At 70.7% G+C, this 19340-nt stretch carries 18 protein-coding genes and 3 pseudogenes; 12 read left to right on the top strand and 9 right to left on the bottom strand.

From position 1 onward, the window contains the following. Positions 1 to 81: 81 nt before the first annotated feature. Positions 82 to 606, bottom strand: a pseudogene (locus ACFO0B_RS03035) (multicopper oxidase domain-containing protein); the annotation flags it as partial. 122 nt (positions 607 to 728) lie between these two features. On the opposite strand from ACFO0B_RS03035, the gene ACFO0B_RS03030 reads away from it, so the two are divergent. Both ACFO0B_RS03030 and ACFO0B_RS03025 read left to right on the top strand, forming a co-directional pair. Next, complete coding sequence (locus tag ACFO0B_RS03030) at positions 729 to 2966, top strand: copper-translocating P-type ATPase (protein WP_378610723.1); 2238 nt, start codon at positions 729 to 731, stop codon at positions 2964 to 2966. A gap of 329 nt (positions 2967 to 3295) precedes the next feature. After that, a pseudogene (locus ACFO0B_RS03025) lies at positions 3296 to 3781 on the top strand (MFS transporter); the annotation flags it as partial. 63 nt (positions 3782 to 3844) lie between these two features. Here ACFO0B_RS03025 and ACFO0B_RS03020 read toward each other — a convergent pair. Continuing rightward, positions 3845 to 4228, bottom strand: a pseudogene (locus tag ACFO0B_RS03020) (thioredoxin reductase); the annotation flags it as partial. A gap of 183 nt (positions 4229 to 4411) precedes the next feature. Between ACFO0B_RS03020 and ACFO0B_RS03015 the strand changes: the two are divergent. After that, positions 4412 to 4837, top strand: coding sequence for a MarR family winged helix-turn-helix transcriptional regulator (locus tag ACFO0B_RS03015; protein WP_378610722.1), 426 nt, complete (start codon positions 4412 to 4414; stop codon positions 4835 to 4837). A gap of 115 nt (positions 4838 to 4952) precedes the next feature. Here ACFO0B_RS03015 and ACFO0B_RS03010 read toward each other — a convergent pair whose 3' ends face one another. Next, complete coding sequence (locus ACFO0B_RS03010; RefSeq protein ID WP_378610721.1) at positions 4953 to 6323, bottom strand: MFS transporter; 1371 nt, start codon at positions 6321 to 6323, stop codon at positions 4953 to 4955. A 54-nt stretch (positions 6324 to 6377) separates the two neighbouring features. On the opposite strand from ACFO0B_RS03010, the gene ACFO0B_RS03005 reads away from it, so the two are divergent. Next, entirely contained in the window at positions 6378 to 6980 is a 603-nt protein-coding gene (locus ACFO0B_RS03005; RefSeq protein WP_378610720.1) for a TetR/AcrR family transcriptional regulator, read from the top strand. A 41-nt stretch (positions 6981 to 7021) separates the two neighbouring features. Here ACFO0B_RS03005 and pdxR read toward each other — a convergent pair whose 3' ends face one another. Next, the gene (gene pdxR / locus ACFO0B_RS03000; protein WP_378610719.1) at positions 7022 to 8476 is read right to left on the bottom strand and encodes a MocR-like pyridoxine biosynthesis transcription factor PdxR; all 1455 of its coding nucleotides are present in this window, start codon (positions 8474 to 8476) and stop codon (positions 7022 to 7024) included. Between the two features lie 58 nt (positions 8477 to 8534). Between pdxR and ACFO0B_RS02995 the strand changes: the two genes are divergently transcribed. From ACFO0B_RS02995 to ACFO0B_RS02985, 3 genes are all read left to right on the top strand, one after another. After that, a complete protein-coding gene (locus tag ACFO0B_RS02995) occupies positions 8535 to 9482 on the top strand; it encodes a DMT family transporter (protein WP_378610718.1) in 948 nt (315 codons plus the stop codon). 9 nt (positions 9483 to 9491) lie between these two features. Further along, positions 9492 to 9692, top strand: a complete 201-nt coding sequence (locus ACFO0B_RS02990; protein ID WP_378610717.1) for a hypothetical protein — start codon at positions 9492 to 9494, stop codon at positions 9690 to 9692. 132 nt (positions 9693 to 9824) lie between these two features. Next, entirely contained in the window at positions 9825 to 10091 is a 267-nt protein-coding gene (locus tag ACFO0B_RS02985; RefSeq protein WP_378610716.1) for a helix-turn-helix domain-containing protein, read from the top strand. Positions 10092 to 10207: 116 nt separating this feature from the next. On the opposite strand, the gene ACFO0B_RS02980 is transcribed toward ACFO0B_RS02985, so the two are convergent. Then, entirely contained in the window at positions 10208 to 11419 is a 1212-nt protein-coding gene (locus ACFO0B_RS02980; RefSeq protein ID WP_378610715.1) for a pyridoxal phosphate-dependent aminotransferase, read from the bottom strand. Positions 11420 to 11510: 91 nt separating this feature from the next. Between ACFO0B_RS02980 and ACFO0B_RS02975 the strand changes: the two genes are divergently transcribed. Together ACFO0B_RS02975 and ACFO0B_RS02970 are read left to right on the top strand one after the other, a co-directional pair. Continuing rightward, positions 11511 to 12095, top strand: coding sequence for a winged helix-turn-helix transcriptional regulator (locus tag ACFO0B_RS02975; RefSeq protein WP_378610714.1), 585 nt, complete (start codon positions 11511 to 11513; stop codon positions 12093 to 12095). 448 nt (positions 12096 to 12543) lie between these two features. Continuing rightward, the gene (locus tag ACFO0B_RS02970; protein WP_378610713.1) at positions 12544 to 13653 is read left to right on the top strand and encodes an alpha/beta hydrolase family protein; all 1110 of its coding nucleotides are present in this window, start codon (positions 12544 to 12546) and stop codon (positions 13651 to 13653) included. Positions 13654 to 13884: 231 nt separating this feature from the next. On the opposite strand, the gene ACFO0B_RS02965 is transcribed toward ACFO0B_RS02970, so the two are convergent. Continuing rightward, positions 13885 to 14430 (bottom strand): DUF3592 domain-containing protein, encoded by a 546-nt coding sequence (locus tag ACFO0B_RS02965; RefSeq protein WP_378610712.1) that lies wholly within the window; start codon positions 14428 to 14430, stop codon positions 13885 to 13887. Positions 14431 to 14812: 382 nt separating this feature from the next. Between ACFO0B_RS02965 and ACFO0B_RS02960 the strand changes: the two genes are divergently transcribed. Genes ACFO0B_RS02960 through ACFO0B_RS02950 form a run of 3 tightly spaced genes read left to right on the top strand, consistent with a single transcriptional unit; the run spans position 14813 to position 17674 of the window. Next, complete coding sequence (locus ACFO0B_RS02960) at positions 14813 to 15811, top strand: helix-turn-helix domain-containing protein (RefSeq protein WP_378610711.1); 999 nt, start codon at positions 14813 to 14815, stop codon at positions 15809 to 15811. 38 nt (positions 15812 to 15849) lie between these two features. After that, positions 15850 to 16677 (top strand): alpha/beta hydrolase, encoded by an 828-nt coding sequence (locus tag ACFO0B_RS02955; protein ID WP_378610710.1) that lies wholly within the window; start codon positions 15850 to 15852, stop codon positions 16675 to 16677. A gap of 55 nt (positions 16678 to 16732) precedes the next feature. Further along, complete coding sequence (locus tag ACFO0B_RS02950) at positions 16733 to 17674, top strand: AraC family transcriptional regulator (RefSeq protein ID WP_378610709.1); 942 nt, start codon at positions 16733 to 16735, stop codon at positions 17672 to 17674. Here the strand turns inward: ACFO0B_RS02950 and ACFO0B_RS02945 are convergent. The 3 genes from ACFO0B_RS02945 to ACFO0B_RS02935 form a co-directional block, all read right to left on the bottom strand. Beyond that, positions 17658 to 18209 carry a hypothetical protein gene (locus ACFO0B_RS02945; protein ID WP_378610708.1) on the bottom strand — a complete coding sequence of 184 codons (552 nt, stop codon included), beginning with the start codon at positions 18207 to 18209 and terminating at the stop codon, positions 17658 to 17660. The two genes, ACFO0B_RS02950 and ACFO0B_RS02945, sit on opposite strands and share 17 nt — an antisense overlap. 238 nt (positions 18210 to 18447) lie before the next feature. Beyond that, positions 18448 to 18651, bottom strand: coding sequence for a zinc-ribbon domain-containing protein (locus ACFO0B_RS02940; RefSeq protein ID WP_378610707.1), 204 nt, complete (start codon positions 18649 to 18651; stop codon positions 18448 to 18450). A gap of 84 nt (positions 18652 to 18735) precedes the next feature. Continuing rightward, complete coding sequence (locus tag ACFO0B_RS02935) at positions 18736 to 19320, bottom strand: DUF4291 domain-containing protein (protein WP_378610706.1); 585 nt, start codon at positions 19318 to 19320, stop codon at positions 18736 to 18738. Between the last annotated feature and the right edge of the window lie 20 nt (positions 19321 to 19340).

The following is a 19340-nucleotide window of genomic DNA, read 5'->3' as shown; positions in this document are numbered from 1 at the left end:
CCGGCCCTCGACCCCGTCGAGCCAGTCGTCGAGCACCACCACCGCCTCGACGTCGTAGGCGGCGCCGTCGGCGGGGTCCTCCACGATCAGCGGCGCGTAGAGCCCCCGGTCCAGCTGCACTCCGACGTGGGGATGCAGCCAGTAGGTGCCCGCGTCGGCCACGGTGAACTCGTAACCGAACCCCGTCCCCGCCCCGATCGGGGCCTGAGTCAGCCCCGGCACCCCGTCCATGCCCGCACGCAACGCCAGCCCGTGCCAATGCACCGTCGTCGGGACCGGCAGCGCGTTGTCCACCCGCACCGCCGCCACTTCCCCGCGGCGCAACCGGATCTCCGCGCCGGGCAAACGGCCTCCGTAGGTCCAGGTCGGCACCTGCACCCCGCCCAGATCCACCACCGTCTGCTCGGCCCGCAACCCGAACTCGCGCACCGGCGCCGAAGCCGCGCGCCGACGCGCCTCGGCCGCCCGCACCGCCTCCGAATCCACCGCCACCGCCGAACTCGGCCCCGGACCGCGCGAGCACCCCGCCACCGCCGCGACCGCCGCACCCGCCCCGGCGCCCAGCACCCCGCGCCGCGACCACCCCGCCCCACTAGAACCGGACATGACCGGCAGCCCAGCCACTTCCACGGGGTACCGGCAGCCGGACATTGCCGTGCACACACTCCGACAGCACCCCCCGCCGACACACCCTTTACAGGTACCCCATGGGGGTATATGGTCCGGGTATGTCCAGCGACCACACCACCGCCGGCGACCACGATCACCACGCCGCCGGCCACCAGCACTCCCAGCCCGGGCACGGCGATGCCACCGTCGCGACCACCCCCGCCGCCATCCGCCACGACCGCGCGGCCTCCGCGCACGGCGGCCACCCCGAGCACGAGCACGAGCACGCCGGCCATGGCCCGCACGCCACTCACACCGGCGATGACGCCCACGCCGGGCATAGCGGGCATAGCGGGCATAGCGGAGGTGGCGGGCATGTGGGCCACGATCCGGCGGTGTTCCGGCGGCTGTTCTGGGTGATGGCGGTCCTGGCGATCCCAGTGGTCGCGGCGTCGATGATGTTCGCCGACCTGCTCGGCTACACCGTGCCCGGAAACCTGTCATGGGTGTCCCCGCTCGGCGGCACGATCATGTACTTCTGGGGCGGGCGCCCCTTCCTCACCGGCGCCGTCGCCGAGATCCGCGCCCGCCGGCCCGGGATGATGCTGCTGATCGCGCTGGCGATCACCGTCGCCTTCACCGCCTCCTGGGGCGCGACCATCGGGATCCTGGCCCATGATCTGGACTTCTGGTGGGAGCTGGCGCTGCTGATCGTGATCATGTTGCTCGGGCACTGGATCGAGATGCGCTCGCTCGGGCAAGCCTCGAGCGCCCTGGAATCACTGGCCGCGCTGCTGCCCGACGAAGCCGAACGCCTCGACGACACCGGCACCACCACTGTGCCCACCACCGAACTGCGCGCCGGAGACCTGGTCGTGGTCCGCCCCGGCGCCCGCGTCCCGGCCGATGGCACCGTGGAGACCGGTACCGCCGACGTCGACGAATCCATGATCACCGGCGAATCCAAGCCCGTGCGCCGCGCACCGGGCGACAAGGTCGTGGCAGGCACCGTCACCACCGATTCGGCGCTGCGCGTGCGGATCACCGCCGTTGGTGCCGACACGGCCCTGGCCGGGATACAGCGCTTGGTCGCCGAGGCTCAGAACTCCACCTCGCGCGCTCAGGTCCTCGCCGACCGTGCCGCGGCCCTGCTGTTCTGGTTCGCCTCGGGCACCGCCGTGTTCACCGCCGCGGCCTGGCTGATCCTGGGCCAGCCCGAATCCGCGATCACCCGCACCATCACCGTGCTCGTCATCGCCTGCCCGCACGCCCTTGGCCTGGCCATCCCGCTGGTGGTCTCCATCGCCACCGAACGCGCCGCCAAGGCCGGCGTCTTGATCACCGACCGCCGCGCCCTGGAGGCCACGCGCACCGTCGACGCGGTCCTGTTCGACAAGACCGGCACCCTCACCCGCGGCGAACCGGCCCTGCTCGACGCCACCGCCACCACCGCGGCCACCGCCGACGACGTGATCGCCCTGGCCGCCGCCGCGGAAGCCGACAGCGAACACCCCCTCGGGCGCGCCATCGTCACCGCCGCCACCCACCGCGGGCTCACCGTCGCCCCCGCCACCGGGTTCACCGCCCGCAACGGCATCGGCGTCACCGCCACCGCCCACGGTGCCACCGTCTCCGTCGGCGGGCCCGGCATGCTCGCCGACCACGGCCTGCACCCGCTACCCGACACCGCCGCCTGGGCCGAGCAGGGCTCCACCGTCCTGCATGTGCTGCGCGACGGCGCCGTGGTCGGTGCGCTCGCCCTCGCCGACGAGATCCGCCCCGAATCCGCCCGAGCCATCACCGCCCTGCACCAACGGGGCATTCACGTCGCCATGATCACCGGCGACGCCGAACCCGTCGCCCGCTCCGTCGCCGCCCGCCTCGGCATCGACGAGGTCTTCGCCGAAGTCCTGCCCCGCGACAAGGGGGCAAGAGTTCAAGCCCTCCAGGACGCCGGACGCCGCGTCGCCATGGTCGGCGACGGCGTCAACGACGCCCCCGCTCTCGCGCGCGCCGACGTCGGCATCGCCATCGGCGCGGGCACCGACGTCGCCATCGCCTCCGCCGGAGTCGTCCTGGCCGGCGACGACCCCCGCGCGGTCCTGTCGATCATCGACCTGTCCAAGGCCACGTACCGCAAGATGATTCAGAACCTCACCTGGGCCGCCGGCTACAACATCGTCGCCGTCCCGCTCGCCGCCGGAGTCCTCGCCCGCTGGAACATCACCCTGCCCATGGAGATCGGCGCACTGCTCATGTCCGCCTCCACCGTCGTAGTCGCCGTCAACGCCCAGCTCCTGCGCCGCCTCGACCTGCGACCCGACACTCTCGCCGCCATCGCCGACCGCAACCGCTGAACGACGCCCGGTCCGCACACCACACGCGGCGGGCCGGTTCCGGGCCGGCCGGTTCCGGCCAATCCCCGTGGTGATCGCCACGGGATGGCGACATTCGCCGCGGCTGCCCATCGCCCCGCCACCAAAGGAATTCGGTGACTCGCCGGCACGGGCGGCGCCGGGGCACGAGCCATCCGCGACCAGGTCCGTGACCTAGCTGGAGGCCTCGACCGCTCGACACGAGCTCGGGCGTCGCCTGGCCTCTGAACTGCCCACATACATGTGCATGGTTGCGCACTTATAGGTTAATCCCGGTTTTTTCGGTGCTTCGAGATGAAGGTCGTGTAGTCGTGCTGGGTGTTCTGGGCCATCGGGTATTCCGGCGGTTGTTCACCGCTCATGTGGTGGCGTTGGCGGGTACCGGGCTGCTGACCGTCGCGCTGGGATTGCTGGCCTACGACCTGGCCGGTGCGGATGCGGGGGCGGTGCTGGGCACGGCCCTGGCGATCAAGATGGTCGCCTACGTCGCGGTGGCGCCGGTGATCGCCGCGGTGACCGAGCGCCTGCCGCGCCGCGCGGTGCTGGTGACCGCGGATCTCGTGCGTGCTGTGATCGCGCTGGGGCTGCCGCTGGTAGATCAGGTGTGGCAGATCTATGTGCTGATCTTCGTGTTGCAGGCCGCCTCGGCGGCTTTCACCCCGGCGTTCCAGTCGATTATCCCCTCGGTATTGCCCGGCGAAGGCAATTACACCCGAGCATTGTCGCTGTCCCGGCTGGCCTACGACCTGGAAGCGGTGCTGTCTCCGCTGCTGGCCGCCGCAACGAGAACGCCGATTCTCTCCTCCCAGCACCGCGATCGGGCGATCACGCACCTCGTAACCGTGGCAGTAGGGGCAGTGCAGCACCTGTGTTCCCCACTGCTCGGCCACCTCCGGAATCGCGGGCAGCTCGTCTCGTAATCCGGTGGCTACGGGCACTGCTCGTGCAGTCAGCGTATCGCCGGCGGCCGATCGCGCGGTGAACCGTCCATCGGATCCGGTCAGGCTCATCACTCGACTGTCGACGAACTCGGCGCCGTAGCCGATGGCCTCGCCGCGGCCTGTCGCGAGCAACTCTCCCGGAGGCATGCCGTCGCGGGACAGGAATCCGTGCGTGTGCGCCGCCCGGCGGGTTGCGAGGCTTGCCCGCATCGACCACCACCACTCGGCGCCGCGCACGCGCCAGCACCACGCCGCACTCGACCCCGCTGCCCCGCCACCGACCACGACCACGTCGTATTCCATGCTCGATCCCCCGCCTGTCGCCGCACCCCCTGCCGAGCGCGCGGTCGAGGTGCGATGAATTAGGCTTGGAACGTATCGGATTGTTCGCTAGTTGACAAAAGAGGGCTGATGGCCGAACCGGCACTACGCGAACTCACCCACCGCAGGTGGTCCGAGAACAACCCCGGCCTCGACACCTCGGCCATGCAGATCGTCAGCCGTATCAAACACATCGCCCTCGAACTCGATCGCGCCGTCGAACACCTCTACACCACCGCCGCCCTGACCGCCGCGGAGGTGGAACTACTCGTGCCGCTGCGCTACAACGACACGCCGATGACCGCGATCCGCCTGGCCGAACACCTCGGCATGTCCCGAGCCGGGATCAGCAAGACCTTGAGCAAACTCGAGAGCCGAGGTCTGCTCGCCCGCACGCCACACCCGCGCGATCGACGCTCCGCCCTGCTCACCCTCACCCCCGACGGCATCGAACTCGTCGACGATCTGTTCCCACGCGAATTGCGCCTCCACACCCAGGCGCTGGCCGGCCTCGGCTCCGACCGGACCAGCATGATCACCGAACTCGACCGCCTCGCCCGCACCCTGGAAATCGCCCGCGAGAACAGATGACCGACACGCACCGCCGACCACGTCGAGCCGAACATGCCGCGAGCCGTGACGCGACCATCAGGCCCCACAGCTCGCGGGATCGCGGCGGAAAAGCGAAGGGGGCCCGAAACTGTGATCAGCCGGCTGCGGCCCGATCCTTCGATTGCTCCGGGCCGACCCGGCCGACTGGCCGAGCGCTGCCGTCGGCAGCTCTGCTCCACAGGAACACTACGGCGACAACGCCGATCCCCAGCGCTACCGCGGATGAACCGCCGATGCCGCCGAGGCTTCCCGCCGTGGCCATCGCCGCGATCCCGAGAACGACCCCCGTCTGGCGGGCCGCACCATGGGCGCCTTGCGCCGTCGCCGCGACAGCTTCCGGTGAGACGAGCGAGATGTCGATGGTGCTGGCCGGGATGGTCAGGGTACCGCCGACAGCGAGCAACGCCCCGCACGCCACCGCGATCACCGACGACGGTTGAAGCTCGGCGATCATCAACCCCACGGCGCCGACCGAGCTGATCGCCAGACCCCCGAGGATTATCGGCCGGGTGCCGTACCGCGTGATCGAACGACCGGTCAGAAAGGGAAGCACACACATCGGCAGCGTCATCGGCAGGAAGGCCAAACCCGTGTGCAGCGGCGACATCTGCTGCTGCTCGACCATCCAGATCGTCAAGCCGAACAGCGACCCGTAGAAGGCGAATGCCGCCGCGATCACCGCGACCATATCCGCCGCCACGCCCGGTGCGGTGATCAGCCGCGCAGGCAGCACCGGAGCCTCGGCCCTGCGCTCCACCACGACAAGCAACACGAGTGACACCGCCGCGATACCGATGGACAGAATCGACCCTTCGGCCGTCCAGCCAGCGGTTCCGGAGTGGATGATCGCGAAGGTCACCGACCCCAGGCAGCACACGGACAAGATCAGTCCGGGGAGGTCGAAGGGGCGGGAGGTCCGCGGGTGCGCGCGATTCAGACCCGCACCCAGCAACACGACGGCGACGACGATGACGGGATTGAGCAGAAAGATCGGTCGCCACCCGGACAATCCGACGATCGCGCCGCCGGCGACCGGGCCCATGGCGAAGCCGACGCTGCTCATCGCCGCCCATATTCCGACGACACGCGCCCGCCGGGCCGGATCGGGGAAATGAGACGCCAGCAGAGCCAGCGAAGCCGGAACCAACCCGGCGGCAGCCGCGCCCTGCAGTGCTCGGCCCCCGACCAGAATCGACGCTGAACCCGCTGCGGCACACACCACCGAGAAGATCGCGAACAACACCAGGGAGGCGAGGTAGACCCGCCGCGGCCCGAATCGGTCGGCCAGGGAGCCGGCCACCAGCAACATTCCCGCGAAGACAACCGTGTAGGCGTCCACGACCCACGGCATCACCGCTGCCGATGCGTCGAGATCATCGCGAATGTCGACCAGGGCGACATTGAGGACCGACACGTCGAGCACGACGAGAAAATTGCCCCCACCAGCCCCGCCAGTAGCAACCAACGCGGCAGCGGAGGCCGCCGACCGAATCCAGTTTCTGTAGCGATCACTACGCTCATGGGAGAGATTCGTACCCGAAGCGACTGCTACAGTCAAGGGGTGCCGAGGCCGATCGACCAAGCGAAGCGCGAAACACTCCTGCGCGACATCCGCACCTACATCAGCGACAACGGCCTCGCCGACCTCTCACTCCGCCCCCTGGCCGCCGCGCTCGGAACCAGCGACCGCATGCTGATCCACTACTTCGGCACCAAGGACAACCTCCTCGCCCAAGCCCTCGCCGATCAGAAACCCGCATTCCACCTCATCTTCGACAACGTCGACAGCCGACCGGCCCTGCAATCGAGCCTGCGGACACTGTGGCAGTCCATGACCAGCGGCGAAGACGTGCAATCCGTGCGAATCCTGCTGCAGGCAATGGGAATAGCCTGCACCGGCCCCGGCCGGTTCACCGCCTACGTCACCACCATGTTCGACACTCTGACCGACGCGCTCACCCACGCCATCCAGCGGTGCGGGTCCGCACCCGAACACGCCCGCATCGAAGCCACCGTCCTCGCCGCGACATTCCGCGGCCTGCTCTTCGACCGCCTCATCACCGACGACGAAGACCGCACCAGCGCCGCCGTCGAACGGCTCATCCACAACCACGCAGGCTGACGACCGCGCGCACTTCCGTCCGGTAGCCCAGCCCGGGGTGATCAGGCAGGTGCTCGGGGCGAAGCGACCGAGGTGGCCACCTCGGCGATGGTGGCGGCCGCGGCCCGCAATCGGTCCGGCGGATGGGCCGCGTAGCCGATGACCAGGCCGGGCGGGCCGGGCAGTTGCCGGTGCCAGGACAGCGGCTGGACCAGCACGCCGACGTCCCGCAGCGCCTCGGCCAGGGCGACATCGTCGGCTGCGGAGTCCGGCATCGTCACCAGCAGGTGCAGCCCGGCCGCCACCCCCCGCACCGTCGCCCGGGGCAGCGCGGCACTCAGCACCTCGAGGAACGCGTCGCGCCGCGCCCGGTACCGGGCGCGGACCAGCCGGATGTGGCGGTCGTACGCCCCGCTCTCCAGCAGCCGGGCAAGCACCAGTTGCGGCACGGTCGGGCTACCGAGATCACTCGCGTGCTTGGCGGCCACCAGCTCGTCGTAGCGGTGTGCGGGCGGGACCACCCAGCCGAGTCGCAGAGCCGGAGCCAGGCTCTTGGATGTGCTTCCCGCGTAGGCGATGTGGTCAGGGGCGGCGGCGTGCAGCGCGGGCACCGGCGCGCGGTCGTAGCGGTACTCCGCGTCGTAGTCGTCCTCGACGACGAGTTCGGCCTGCCTCGCCCAGGCGAGCAGTTCGCGCCGACGGTGCGGGCCGAGCACGACCCCGGTCGGAAACTGGTGCGCGGGGGTGAGGAACGCGGCCCGCGCTCCGGTCGCCGCCAGGCTGTCCACCCGGATGCCGTGCTCGTCGACCGGGACCGGGACCGGCCGCAACCCCCAGTACGCGAGTTCGTCCACCGCACCGCGCGAGCCGGGATCTTCCACGGCGATCGCCTCGACACCGCGGCGGCGCAGCTGCTGGGCGAGCAGCGCCATCGCCTGGGCCACGCCCGCCACCACGATGATCTCGTCCGGGTGTGCCCGCAGCCCCCGGGTGCGCGCGAGCCACGGCGCGAGCGCGGCCCGCAGTCTCGGGTGCCCGCGCGGATCGCCGTACCCCAGCTCCTCCGGCGCCGTATCACCGAGTACGGCGCGCTCGGTGCGCAACCACAGCGCCCGGGGGAACGCCGCGAGATCGGGCACGCCCGGCGAGAGATCGACCCCGTCGGCGATCGACCATCGAGGCCGCGGCAGCCGCGCCGGCGTCGGCTCCGCACCCGCGGCCCGGCTGCACGGTGGTGGTGGCTGTCCGAGCACCACCGTCCCCCCGCCCCCGCGCCCGCCGATCAGCCCCTCGTCGGTGAGCCGGCGATAGGCCTCCACCACCACCCCTCGCGACACCGCGAGATCGGTCGCGAGTGCCCGGGTCGCCGGTAATCGGCCGCCCGGCACCAGCCTGCCGTCCGCGATCGCCGCGCGCACCGCGGTGACCAGCCAGTCGCTGAGCCCGCGGGCGGGCGCGGCACCGCGATCGAGCAGCAGGAAGTCCGCGCCACGAGCAGCCCGTCCGACTTGGTCCATTGATCATTCGCCTTCTTGGTACTGGTTTCCGGACCAAACCTAGCGCGACCATGGCCGCATGCTGAGCACAAGCCGCGCGATCGTCGCGGGTTCGGTCGGGATGGCCTTCGTCGGGGGCTGTGTCGTGGTCTCCGGCACGCTGGCCGACGCGCCCTTCCACACCGCGCAGGCCCTGCGCTACGCCGTCGCCTGCGCACTGCTGGTCGGCTGGGCCCGCACTAGCGGTCGCGCGCTGCACCGGCCGCGCGGGGCCGAATGGTGGTGGCTGATCGGTGTCGCGCTCACCGGACTCGTCGCGTTCAATATCGCGCTGGTGCGGGGCTCGCGGCACGCCGAACCGGCCGTGCTCGCCGTCGCGGTGGCGTGCGTCCCGATCGCCCTGGCCGCGCTCGGCCCGGTCCTGGAGGGCCGGGCGCCGCGCACCAGGGTGCTCGCCGCCGCGGCGGTGGTCAGCGCGGGCGCCGCCGTAGTCGAGGGATTCGGCCGCAGTGACGCCGTCGGACTGCTGTGGGCGCTCACCGTCTTCGCCAGCGAAGCGGGCTTCACCCTGTTGGCCGTGCCGGTGCTGAAAAGACATGGTCCCGAGGGTGTCTCGGTACACACCACCTGGATCGGCGCCGCGATCTTCGCGGTGCTCGGAATCCGGGCCGAAGGGCCCGGCGCCGCCCTCGCTCTCGGCCGCGCCGAGCTTCTCGCCATCGGCTATCTGGCGGTCGGGGTGACGGCCGTGGCGTTCGTACTCTGGTACTCCTGCGTGCGCACGCTCGGCGCGGGTCCGGCCGGGTTGCTCACCGGCGTCGCACCGGTCACCGCGGCGCTGACAAGCGTCGCGGTGCTGGGAACGGTCCCGGGTTTCCCGGTGTGGGCGGGAACCGCGTTGATCGTCCTCGGACTCGCGGTGGGGCTGCACGCCCGGTCACCGGGCCGAACTCGCCAGGGCGTCGCCCGGGAAAGGCCGACCGAGAACCTCCCGCAGCGCGAAACCGGGTGCGCGGGTGTCGGATAGTCTGGAGCCGTGGCGGTTCCACCGTACCTCCAGCCCTTCGTGCTGACCCTGCCCGAGCATCCGCGGCGCCGGGAGGGCACGATCGAGGTGATCGACGTGCCGAACGGGCAGCACAGCTTCGACGTCCTCGACCACACCGACGAGTCGCGCGCCGCGGTCGAGCGCGCGGTGCGGTGGGTCGGGAGGCTGAACGCCGAGGGAATCGACTAGCGGCTGTCCCGTAAGCCGTTGTGCGGCAGGAATAGTCTGCTGCGACGGCGGTGATCTCGGCGTCTGATCCGGTGATGGGCGGCGCTGTCGAGTGGTCTGCGTCCGCGGAAGTTCGCCCGCTCGATCACCGCGTTGTGGCGCGAAGGGGCCGATCGACCGTTGCGGGGCCGGCCCCGGACGCTCGTTTTCGAGGATCGGGTGCTGCCGGTGGCCTGCTACTGGCGCACGAATCTCACGATGCGCCGGCTCTCGGCCGTATTCGGGATCTCGAAGTCGGCGGCGGCCCGGGTGATCGACGATCTCGGGCCCGCTTCCCCCGGAGGAACGGCGCTGATCGCGGACGGCACCCCGGTCCGACCCGTGACCATCGCATCGCCGCGCAGACGGAGAACTCGGTGACGCCCGGCAATCACTCGCGCCCGAAGGTCTCACAGGAGTTGCCTTCCGGTCTCGCCATCCGCGGCGCGGCCGATGTCCGGACTCCGATGCCCGGCAGCACCGAGGGAAACCTGCCGCTATTGGCGGTAGGTGGCGAGGAAGCGCCCGATGCGTTCGATGATGGCTTCGAGGTCGTCGGCGTGGGGCAGGGTCAGGATGCGGAAGTGGTCGGGACGCGGCCAGTTGAAGCCGGTGCCCTGCACGATGTGCAGTTTCTCCTGCAGCAGCAGGTCGAGTACGAAGCGTTCGTCGTCGTGGATCGGGTAGCGCTGCAGGTCGATGCGCGGGAACGCGTAGATCGCGCCGCGCGGTTTGACGCAGGAGATCCCGGGGATCGACTCCAGCGCTTCCCAGGCCCGGTCGCGCTGCTCGTGCAGCCGCCCGCCCGGGAGGGTGAGGTCGGTGATGCTCTGGTAGCCGCCGAGCGCGGCCTGGATCGCCTGCTGGGCGGGCACATTGGCGCACAACCGCAACCCGGCAAGCATCGCCAAGCCCTCCAGGTAGCTGGTGGCGTGCTGGGTCGGGCCGGAGACCGCCATCCAGCCGGAGCGGAATCCGGCGCATCGGTAGGACTTCGACAACCCGGAGAAGGTCAGGCACAGCAGGTCCGGGGCGAGCGATGCGGTGGCGGTGTGCGGCAGCCCGTCGTAGCGGATCTTGTCGTAGATCTCGTCGGAGAAGACCAGCAGGTTGTGCCTGCGGGCCAATTCCAGGACCTGGCGCAGGACTTCGGGCGGGTACACCGCGCCGGTCGGGTTGTTCGGGTTGATGATGACGATGGCGCGCGTGCGGTCGGTGATCTTCGCGGCGATATCGGCCAGGTCGGGATACCAGTCGGCCTGCTCGTCGCACAGGTAGTGCACGGCTCGGCCGCCGTTGAGCGTGGTAGCCGCGGTCCAGAGCGGAAAATCCGGTGCGGGAATCAGGACTTCGTCGCCGTTCTCCAGCAGGGCGGTCATCGCCATCATGACCAGTTCGGAGACGCCGTTGCCGAGGAAGACATCCTCGAGATCCAGGTCCTGGACACCGAGGGTCTGGTAGTACTGCACCACCGCGCGCCGGGCCGGAACCAGCCCCTTGGACGAGGAGTACCCGCTCGACGCCGGAAGCGAGCGCACGATGTCCTGCAGGATCTCCGCCGGCGCCTCGAAGCCGAACAGCAGCGGATTGCCGGTGTTCAGCTTGATCACGTGATGCCCCTCGGCCTCCAGCCGCGCGGCCTCCGCGGCGACCGGGCCCCGGATCTCGTAGGACACCCCGGCCAGCTTGCTGGACTGCTTGATCTGCATGCACTGCCCCCTCGACGGTTCGACGCCGCAGACTCTACTTGGTCTTTCCAAGTACTGCTTGGATTTTCCAAGTAAGCGCTATCGTGGGGATATGCCCCGACGAAGCTACGACCATTACTGCGCGGCCAGCCGCGCCCTCGATGTCGTCGGCGACCGCTGGAGCCTGCTGCTGGTCCGCGAATTGTGCGGCGGGCCGCGCCGCTACAGCGACCTGTTCGCCGACCTGCCCGGCATCAGCACCGACGTGCTGGCCTCCCGGCTCAAGGAACTCGAACGCGACGGCATCGTCACGCGCGAGCGGCTCGGGCCGCGCGCCAACGCGGCCGCCTACCAGCTCACCGACACCGGGCTCGCACTACGCCCGGTACTCGACGCGCTCTCGATCTGGGGCACCGGACTGCTCGGTGAGCGCACCACGACCGACGCCGTGCGCGCGCACTGGTTCGCACTCCCCCTCGGCCGCGCGGTCGCGCAGCGGCTCGGGCACGGCAGCGCGACGGTGTTCGTCGGCGATACCGTGTTCCACATCGTCGTCGACGAATCCGGAGTCCGGCACCACGACGGCCCCGCACCCGATCCGGACACCGAATTGCACCTCGACCTGACGACCGCCGCCGCCGTAGCCCGCGGCGACCAGGAACTCCCCTGGCCACACCCCACGGGCACCTCCCCCTGAATCGAGCCTCCCCGCCGTACCCGCCACGGCAGGAGCAGCCCGCTGGGCAGCAGAACGATCGCGTCCGCGCCGATAGTGGCACGGATTCCGGCGACGGTCGGTAGCACCGAGGTGATGGAAGAAGGTTCGACTGTTGCCGCACTCACTGTCATCGACGACAGCAGCGCGTGACCGACAGGCACAACGCCAGCGCGGCGCAGGCGTGATCGCGGTGCAGCACGAGAACGGATTGCACCTGCATACCGCTGCTGGCGAGGAAAACAGCGGGGGCGGACAACGCCGGGTAGTCGGCGCCAGAATCACTCGACACCGCTCGAGGCGGTGCCGCTCGCGACTCGTTCCAGCGGCGGTGGTCTTCCGACAACCCCGGTGGTGTTCTGTAGGCTCCGGCCACCGATACAACGGAGTCAGGGGGGAAGCGTTGGCAGGCAATGGTTTACGACAGGCAATGACAATTGCGGCGGCTGCGACAGCTCTGCTCGCCAGCACCACCGGGACTTCGGTCGCGGCACCGCCGCCCGAGCCGGTGGTGAGCATCGCGCTGCCCGCCCCGACCGGTCCGTCCCCGGCCGGGGTCACCGAGTGGCACCTGACCGACGCGAGCCGCACCGATCCCTGGACCGGCGATCCCCGCGAGGTGCTGGCCCAGATCTGGTACCCCGCTACCGAGGCCACCGGTGAGCGTGCGCCGTGGATGCCGCAGGGCGGGCGCGCCGAACAGGACGACTTCCTCACCGAGCTCGGCGTCCCGGCAGGCACCTGGAACCTCGCCCCCAGCCACAGCCACACCGACGCACCCGCCCGGCACAGTGGTGGTATCCCGGTTCTGCTGAACTCGCCCGGCATGGGCGATGCCACCGGCTGGAGCACGGCGCAGGCCGAGGACCTGGCCAGCCACGGCTACGCCGTTGTCGCGCTCAACCACACCCACGAGGCTTTCTCCATCCGGTTCCCCGATGGGCGCACCGCCGAGACCCGGGTGGCCGACACCCGCTTCGTCCTCGACCAGCTCTCCGCCGCGGCGGCCGGGCAGCACGACGGTGCGGCACTACCGGCCGGGCTCGCGCGGAACCTGGACCTGTCACGGGTGGCGATGTTCGGGCACTCACTCGGCGGGTCGACCACGATCGGGGCCCTGCAGGCCGACCCGCGGATCCGCGCCGGGGTGAACCTGGACGGCCCGGTACTCGGCCCGGCCGCCGAGACAGGGATCGCCCAGCCGCTGCTGATGCTGGCCGGGGAGTTCTCGCCCTGGTTCGGCCGGCCCGGATGGGAGCCGTACTGGCACGCCGACACCGGGATCGAACTGCCGCTGCGGGTGCTGGGCAGCGAGCACATGTCCTTCTGCGACCAGCAGCTGATCCTGGCCCGGCTCGCCGAGGCCGGGCTTCTGGCCGGTGCGGTTCGGCAGAAGGCGGTCGGCGGCATCGACGCGGACCGCTCGATCGAGCTGCAGCGCACCTACCTGCGGACCTGGTTCGACGCGGTCTTCGGCCGCGGCGACCTCGCCACCACGATCACCGGCCTGGCCCGGCCCGAGGTCGTGCCCTACCCGTAGCGAACAGGCCGGAGCGGTCACCCGCGGGCGGAGGGCAGCCCCATATCCGCCTCGACGGACCGATCACCCCCTCGTCATCCACTCGGCCCGCTCGACCTCGCCGCTGATGCCTGCACGACTCCAGAGCTGACAGGGCGATCGGCGTCGGCACGCTGACCGGCCGCGGTCTGTGCCGCTGGCGTCAGCCGCTGACGGAGCCAGCGCGGCCGGGCGATCTCGCGGCATCGCCTGTCAGCCGTACCAGTCCACCAGGACGTCTCGGACCCATCCCAGCGGGCCGCCGAGGGTCCTTTCGAGCCAATCGAAGGTGTCACCGAGGGCCTGTTCCGCCCACAGGCGCACGCCGTCGAGGCCGAGCAGGTACGCGATGGACAGGGCGGCGATCCACGCTCCCACGACCACCAGAATCGGGGCGAGAAGCAGACTTCCGATGCCCTTGGCGACGCCGATGGCATCCACGTACTCGGGTTCGTTCGGCCGGTAGACCACGGTGAGCCGCGCACCGATGGCGGGAGAGACGGTCACCGTGTCGGCCAGGGCGGCGCGCCGCAGTTCGCCGGTCGACGTGGCGAATTCCACGGTAGGCCGGTAGACGCGATGGCTGTCGCCGTCGCGTTCCTCGCCGACCGCGGCGATGACAGCGTGCGCCCGGTGTCCGCGCAGCCACAGCACCGCGCGCTCGACGGTCTCCCAGAGGATGCCGAACCCGATGAAGACCTGCGCCACCCCGAAGAGGACCGTCATCGCCAAACCTGCATAGTCCCAAAAACCCTGCACGACAGGAGAATATGGATCGAAAGTGACGGTCACAGGCCCTGCGGACGGCGATCGCCTGAACAGAACCACGGATCGTCGGCGAGCGCGGTCAGGAGACCGCTGCCCTCCGCCACGCGCAGCGCGTACCAGAAGACATCCTCCTGATCCGGGAAGTTTCCGATCGAGCCGTTCTCCGATTCCGTCGAGCGGAACCCGGGGCGACGTCGGCATCGTCTGTTCGACGGACAGCGTGAGTCCGGTGACGGTTCTCCTCGAGCGGGGCCGACTCGGGAACCAGGACGAGACTGCACGCTCTGTGCTCACACCGCACACGCAGCACCGCCCCATCCGGCACCCTCTAAATTCGAGAACCGAACGGTTGGGAACAGGTGAGGAGGATGCGATGGCGGTCGTATTCCGATCGAGCGACTACGCGCAGGCGGACCGGGCGGATGCGACGCGGGTCGCGATGCAGGAGCAGTCGGTGCCGTCCTGGGTGGTGCTGCCCGACCCGGACGCGGTGGACTCGCTGATGCAGGTCTGGATGTACGGCCAGGCGTGCATCTTCCGGGCGGAGATGACCGGGTTCCGGCTGCTGCGGTCGCCGCGGCAGGTGCGCACCGGGCCCGCCGAGATGCTGTCGATCACCGTGCAGGAGGCCAGTAACGGATTGTTCGGGCAGTACGGGAACCAGCAGGTCCTGCGCCCGGGCGAGCTGTTCCTCACCGACCTGAACTCGCCCTACGACTACGGGCAGCCGACCTACGGCAGCTCCCGCTGCCTTCAGGTGCCGATCGAGGCACTCGGCCTGCCGCACGAGGTGGTGCGCGATGCCGCGACCCGGCTGGCGGCGAGCCCGCTGTACACGCTGGTGACCGCCCATATCGGCGAGTTGACCCGGCGTGCGGACGAGCTCTCCGCCGACCCGTCCGCTGCCGCGCTGGGGAGCACCGCGACCGACCTGGTGCGCACCCTGCTCGCCTCCGCCTACGACATGGGGTACGCGCGGGGGATGATGGCGGAGGTGCTGCTGCCACGCATCCGCGGCTACGTCCGCGGGCACCTCGGCGACCCGGACCTCACCCCGGCCCGGATCGCGCGGGCGCACGACATCTCGGTGCGCAGGTTGTTCCAGCTCTGCGCGGAGGCCGGGTTCAGCCTGGAACAGTGGATCATCGAGGAGCGGCTGATCAAGGCTCGCGAGGAACTGCTCCGCCACCCGGAGGTGCCGGTCGCCGCCGTCGCCCGGCGCTGGGGATTCGTCAACCACGCGCACTTCAGCCGCCGCTTCCGGGCGGCGTTCGGGCTCTCGCCGCGCGAGGTGCGCCGGGTCGCGCGGACCGGCGCGCTGGGGACAGAATCGTGCGCTGCGAGCCAGCCCGGGCCGCTCGGCCCGGCTTAGCGTGTGCGCGGTCGACCCCTGCGAATCGGAGAACCGCCATGAGCAACAGCCCCGACACCATCGTCCTCGTGCACGGCCTGTGGATGACGCCGCGCAGCTGGGAACACTGGGTGGAGTACTACGGAGCCAAGGGCTTCACCGTCGTCACCCCCGGCTATCCGGGGTTCGAGATCGAGGTGGAGGCGCTGCGCGCGAATCCGGCGCTGATCGCCGAACTCACCGTCCGCGACACCGTCGACCATCTGGCCGCGGTGATCGAGGCGCTGCCCGCGGCGCCGATCATCATGGGCCACTCCTTCGGCGGCACGCTGACCCAGCTGCTGGTCGACCGCGGGCTCGGCGCCGCGGCGGTGGCGATCGACTCCGCACCCACCGAGGGGGTCCGGGTGACGCCGCCCTCACAGGCCAAGGCGTTGTTCCCGGTGCTCAAGAACCTCGGCAACCGGCACAGGGCGGTCGGTTTCACCGCGGAGGAGTTCCACTACGCCTTCACCAACACCATCGACGAGGCGGCCTCGCGCGCGGCCTGGGAGCGCTACCACATCCCGGCGCCGGGCAACTGGGTGTGGACCTACGGCGTCTTCGAGAACTTCCGCCCCGGCCACCACGAGACCTGGGTCGACTACGCGCGCGCCGACCGCGCGCCGCTGCTCTTCATCGCCGGTGGCGAGGACCACATCATGCCGCCCGCGGTGAACAGGTCGAACGCGAAGCTCTACCACAAGTCGGCGGCGGTGACCGATTACCACGAGTTCCCCGGCCGCTCGCACTGGACCTGCGCCGAGCCCGGCTGGCAGGAGGTCGCCGACCACGCACTGGAGTGGGCGCTCGCGCAGGCGGCGCGCCCCGCGCAGGCGGCCGACTGAGCCGTGCCGCGGGGGTAGAGTTCGTACTCCGCGATCACGGTGAGCGGAGCGCGACATGGCACTACTCCTCGACGTCTCCCCGGCGCGGCCCCTCGACCCGGCCGCGCTGCGCGCGGCGCTGCGCCGGGCCGGGCTGCCCCCGACCGTCACGCTCTCCCCGCTGCACCGCAGCGCGGCGCGGCTGCGGCTGCACCGCTGGAGCCTCGGCGACGGCGCCGCGCTCGCCCGGTTGGAGAGCACCGGAATCGCCGTGCGCGCCCGGCCGCGCACCGGCGCCGCCGGGCTCGCGGTCGCGGTGTTCTCGCCCGGCGAGTGGAGCCTCACGCACCACCACGTCGTCACGCCGGAGCCGGACGAGCCGACCCTTGCCGTGATCGACGAGACCGCGCCGCTCGATTTCCGCAGGGCCGATTCCGGCACGGTGCTGCTGCTCCAGGTCGACGTGGCGCGGTTGGCGCTGCCGCGGGACGTCCCGCACCGGGCGGTGCGCAGGCTCCGGTCGGGCGACGCGCTCGCCGGGGTGGTGCGCACGTATCTGCTGCAGCTCGGCACCGTCGCCGCCACCGCCCCCGAGCTGCTGCCCGAACTGCACACCGGCACCGTGGAACTGGTGCGCGCCCTGCTGCTCGGCGCCGCGGGCGACCCGGCCGCCGACACCGACCCGAGCCAGCGGATCCGCGCCTACATCGCCGCGCACCTCGACGACCCCGCGCTCTGCGCCGACACCATCGCCGCCGCGGCCAACATCTCCGTCCGCCAGCTGTACAAGGTGTGGGCGGGCACCGGGACCGGCCTCGCGGAGCACATCATCGCGCTCCGCCTCGCCCGCGCCAGGGAGACCCTCCGCACGCACCGCCACCTCACCGTCACCGCCGTCGCGCACCGGCACGGCTTCACCGACGCCACCCACTTCGCCCGCCGCTTCCGCGCCGCCTACGCCATGAGCCCGACGGAGTGGCGCACCGGGCGGGCGCCGTCGATCACGGCTGACCGGTGACGAACGCCTGCAGGGCGTCGGAGAACTCGGGGCCGCCCATGATCGATCCGCCGATGGCGCCGCCGATCAGCACGCCGAGCGGGATGCTGACGCCCCAGATCAGGAACAGGCAGGCGCCGAGCAGGCCGCCGACGATGGCGCCGCCGACGACACCGGGCATGTTCCTGTTGATCTGCTCCATCAGCCGGCCGTACGAGCCGATCTCCTGGGCGATCAGCTTCGCCGGGGTGGGCGGGGTGAGGGTCAGGGTGCGGCCGTCGGCGGCGATCTCGTGCGTCATCGTGATCTCGCGGCCGTCGGCGGCGTAGTGCCGCGGCACCTCGAGCAGCGTCGCTCCGTCGCCGGTCGCCAGTAGCACCGCACCGTTGCCCGCCAGCTCGAACCTGCCGTTCTCGATGGTGGCGGTGACGGTCTCGCCCACCGGCGAGACGGCGATCCGGTAGCCGATTCCGTGATCGATCCCCGAACTCGTCGTGCTGTCGGCCGATTCGCTCGGCGCAGGCGCTGCGCCTGCGGTAGCGGTCGTGATGGCCATGGCCGAGGCTGTGATGAGAACAGCGGCGGTTGTTCTTCCGAGCTTCATTCGTCGAACCCCTCCTACGCGGTTAGCCCTGCTAGGTGGATCGAGTCGGACCGCGAGCGGTCGTCGGCGTGCAGGAGTGTACCCATGCGGAACGGGAGTCCGGATCGGCGGTCGGCCGGTTTCGGCTCACGACATCGACCGTCCGTCGTACCGGTCGGGCTCCTCGACGGTCCGCCCGGTGCAGACGGGCTCAGACGGCGATGGCGGCGCCGCAGATCCCGCAGGACTCGAACTGGGTGCGACCCCAGCGCAGCACCGGGATGAAGAAGATCGTGAGCTGCGTGTACTCGCGGAGCCGAGTCCACTGCGTGGTGTTGTGACAGCGCGGGCAGGTCCGGGTCGCGCCCGGGCCGACGGGCTTCTGTTTGCGGCCGTATCCGAAGAGGAGGAACATCCCACTCAGCGTAGCGGGGCTCCTCCTCCTTCCGGCGACACGATCGACGGGCGGCTCGCGGCGAATCACCCGCGCTGAACACGGCTACGCCGCACCCCGCATACCGAGCGCGACGGCGATATCGTCGGGCACCGGGTAGCTCCGCTCGACCGGAAGCAGCTCAGCGGGGTTCGGGGCTTCGCGGATCGTCCGCACGGTGCCGGTGATATCGGTGACGGCGACGATCCACTCGTCCAGATACCGCCGCACCGCGTCGCCGGCGAGCCCGACCTGCAGCGATCGATACGGCAGCGGCGCCGAGCGGAGATCCCGCTCGGGATCCCACTGCACGCGGACCGGCGCGACCAGCCCGTCCCGCCACTCCTGCGCAGAGGCGTGCACCCCCGGCTCGAAGTGGCTCAGCGCGCTGTGCCGCAGCGCCCACTCGAACCCCTCGCGGGTGATCCTGATGGCGAGAACCCGTTCCTGCCCCGGCTTGCCTGCCCAGCCGCTGCGGTACATCATCCACAGGAACGAGGGCTTGATCCAGGTCATCCGCTCCATCTTGAAACCGGCGCCGAACCGGCCCGCGCGCACCGCCGCTGCGGCGATCTCCGGGTTGTAGGCCTGGTAGACGATGAGCGATTCGGTGTCGAAGTCGGCCCTGATCTCGCGGAGCGGGTGGTTCATGCCTCGGATGGTGCCCGGTC

This window comes from Nocardia jiangsuensis (assembly GCF_042650385.1).
Lineage (GTDB): Bacteria > Actinomycetota > Actinomycetes > Mycobacteriales > Mycobacteriaceae > Nocardia > Nocardia jiangsuensis.
The sequence above is the reverse complement of the archived record's forward strand: the minus strand, read 5'-3'. Positions and strand labels throughout refer to the sequence as shown.

Excerpts from the sequence above, each read along its gene's own strand:
- ACFO0B_RS02975 (WP_378610714.1), top strand. The coding sequence starts at position 11,511 with ATGCCCCGACGAAGCTACGACCATTACTGCGCGGCCAGCCGCGCCCTC.
- ACFO0B_RS02945 (WP_378610708.1), bottom strand. The coding sequence starts at position 18,209 with ATGGCCATCACGACCGCTACCGCAGGCGCAGCGCCTGCGCCGAGCGAA.
- ACFO0B_RS02995 (WP_378610718.1), top strand. The coding sequence starts at position 8,535 with ATGCTGAGCACAAGCCGCGCGATCGTCGCGGGTTCGGTCGGGATGGCC.
- ACFO0B_RS02980 (WP_378610715.1), bottom strand. The coding sequence starts at position 11,419 with ATGCAGATCAAGCAGTCCAGCAAGCTGGCCGGGGTGTCCTACGAGATC.
- ACFO0B_RS03030 (WP_378610723.1), top strand. The coding sequence starts at position 729 with ATGTCCAGCGACCACACCACCGCCGGCGACCACGATCACCACGCCGCC.
- ACFO0B_RS02935 (WP_378610706.1), bottom strand. The coding sequence starts at position 19,320 with ATGAACCACCCGCTCCGCGAGATCAGGGCCGACTTCGACACCGAATCG.
- ACFO0B_RS02970 (WP_378610713.1), top strand. The coding sequence starts at position 12,544 with ATGACAATTGCGGCGGCTGCGACAGCTCTGCTCGCCAGCACCACCGGG.
- ACFO0B_RS02950 (WP_378610709.1), top strand. The coding sequence starts at position 16,733 with ATGGCACTACTCCTCGACGTCTCCCCGGCGCGGCCCCTCGACCCGGCC.
- ACFO0B_RS02960 (WP_378610711.1), top strand. The coding sequence starts at position 14,813 with ATGGCGGTCGTATTCCGATCGAGCGACTACGCGCAGGCGGACCGGGCG.
- ACFO0B_RS02955 (WP_378610710.1), top strand. The coding sequence starts at position 15,850 with ATGAGCAACAGCCCCGACACCATCGTCCTCGTGCACGGCCTGTGGATG.
- ACFO0B_RS02940 (WP_378610707.1), bottom strand. The coding sequence starts at position 18,651 with ATGTTCCTCCTCTTCGGATACGGCCGCAAACAGAAGCCCGTCGGCCCG.
- ACFO0B_RS03015 (WP_378610722.1), top strand. The coding sequence starts at position 4,412 with ATGCAGATCGTCAGCCGTATCAAACACATCGCCCTCGAACTCGATCGC.
- pdxR (WP_378610719.1), bottom strand. The coding sequence starts at position 8,476 with ATGGACCAAGTCGGACGGGCTGCTCGTGGCGCGGACTTCCTGCTGCTC.
- ACFO0B_RS03005 (WP_378610720.1), top strand. The coding sequence starts at position 6,378 with ATGGGAGAGATTCGTACCCGAAGCGACTGCTACAGTCAAGGGGTGCCG.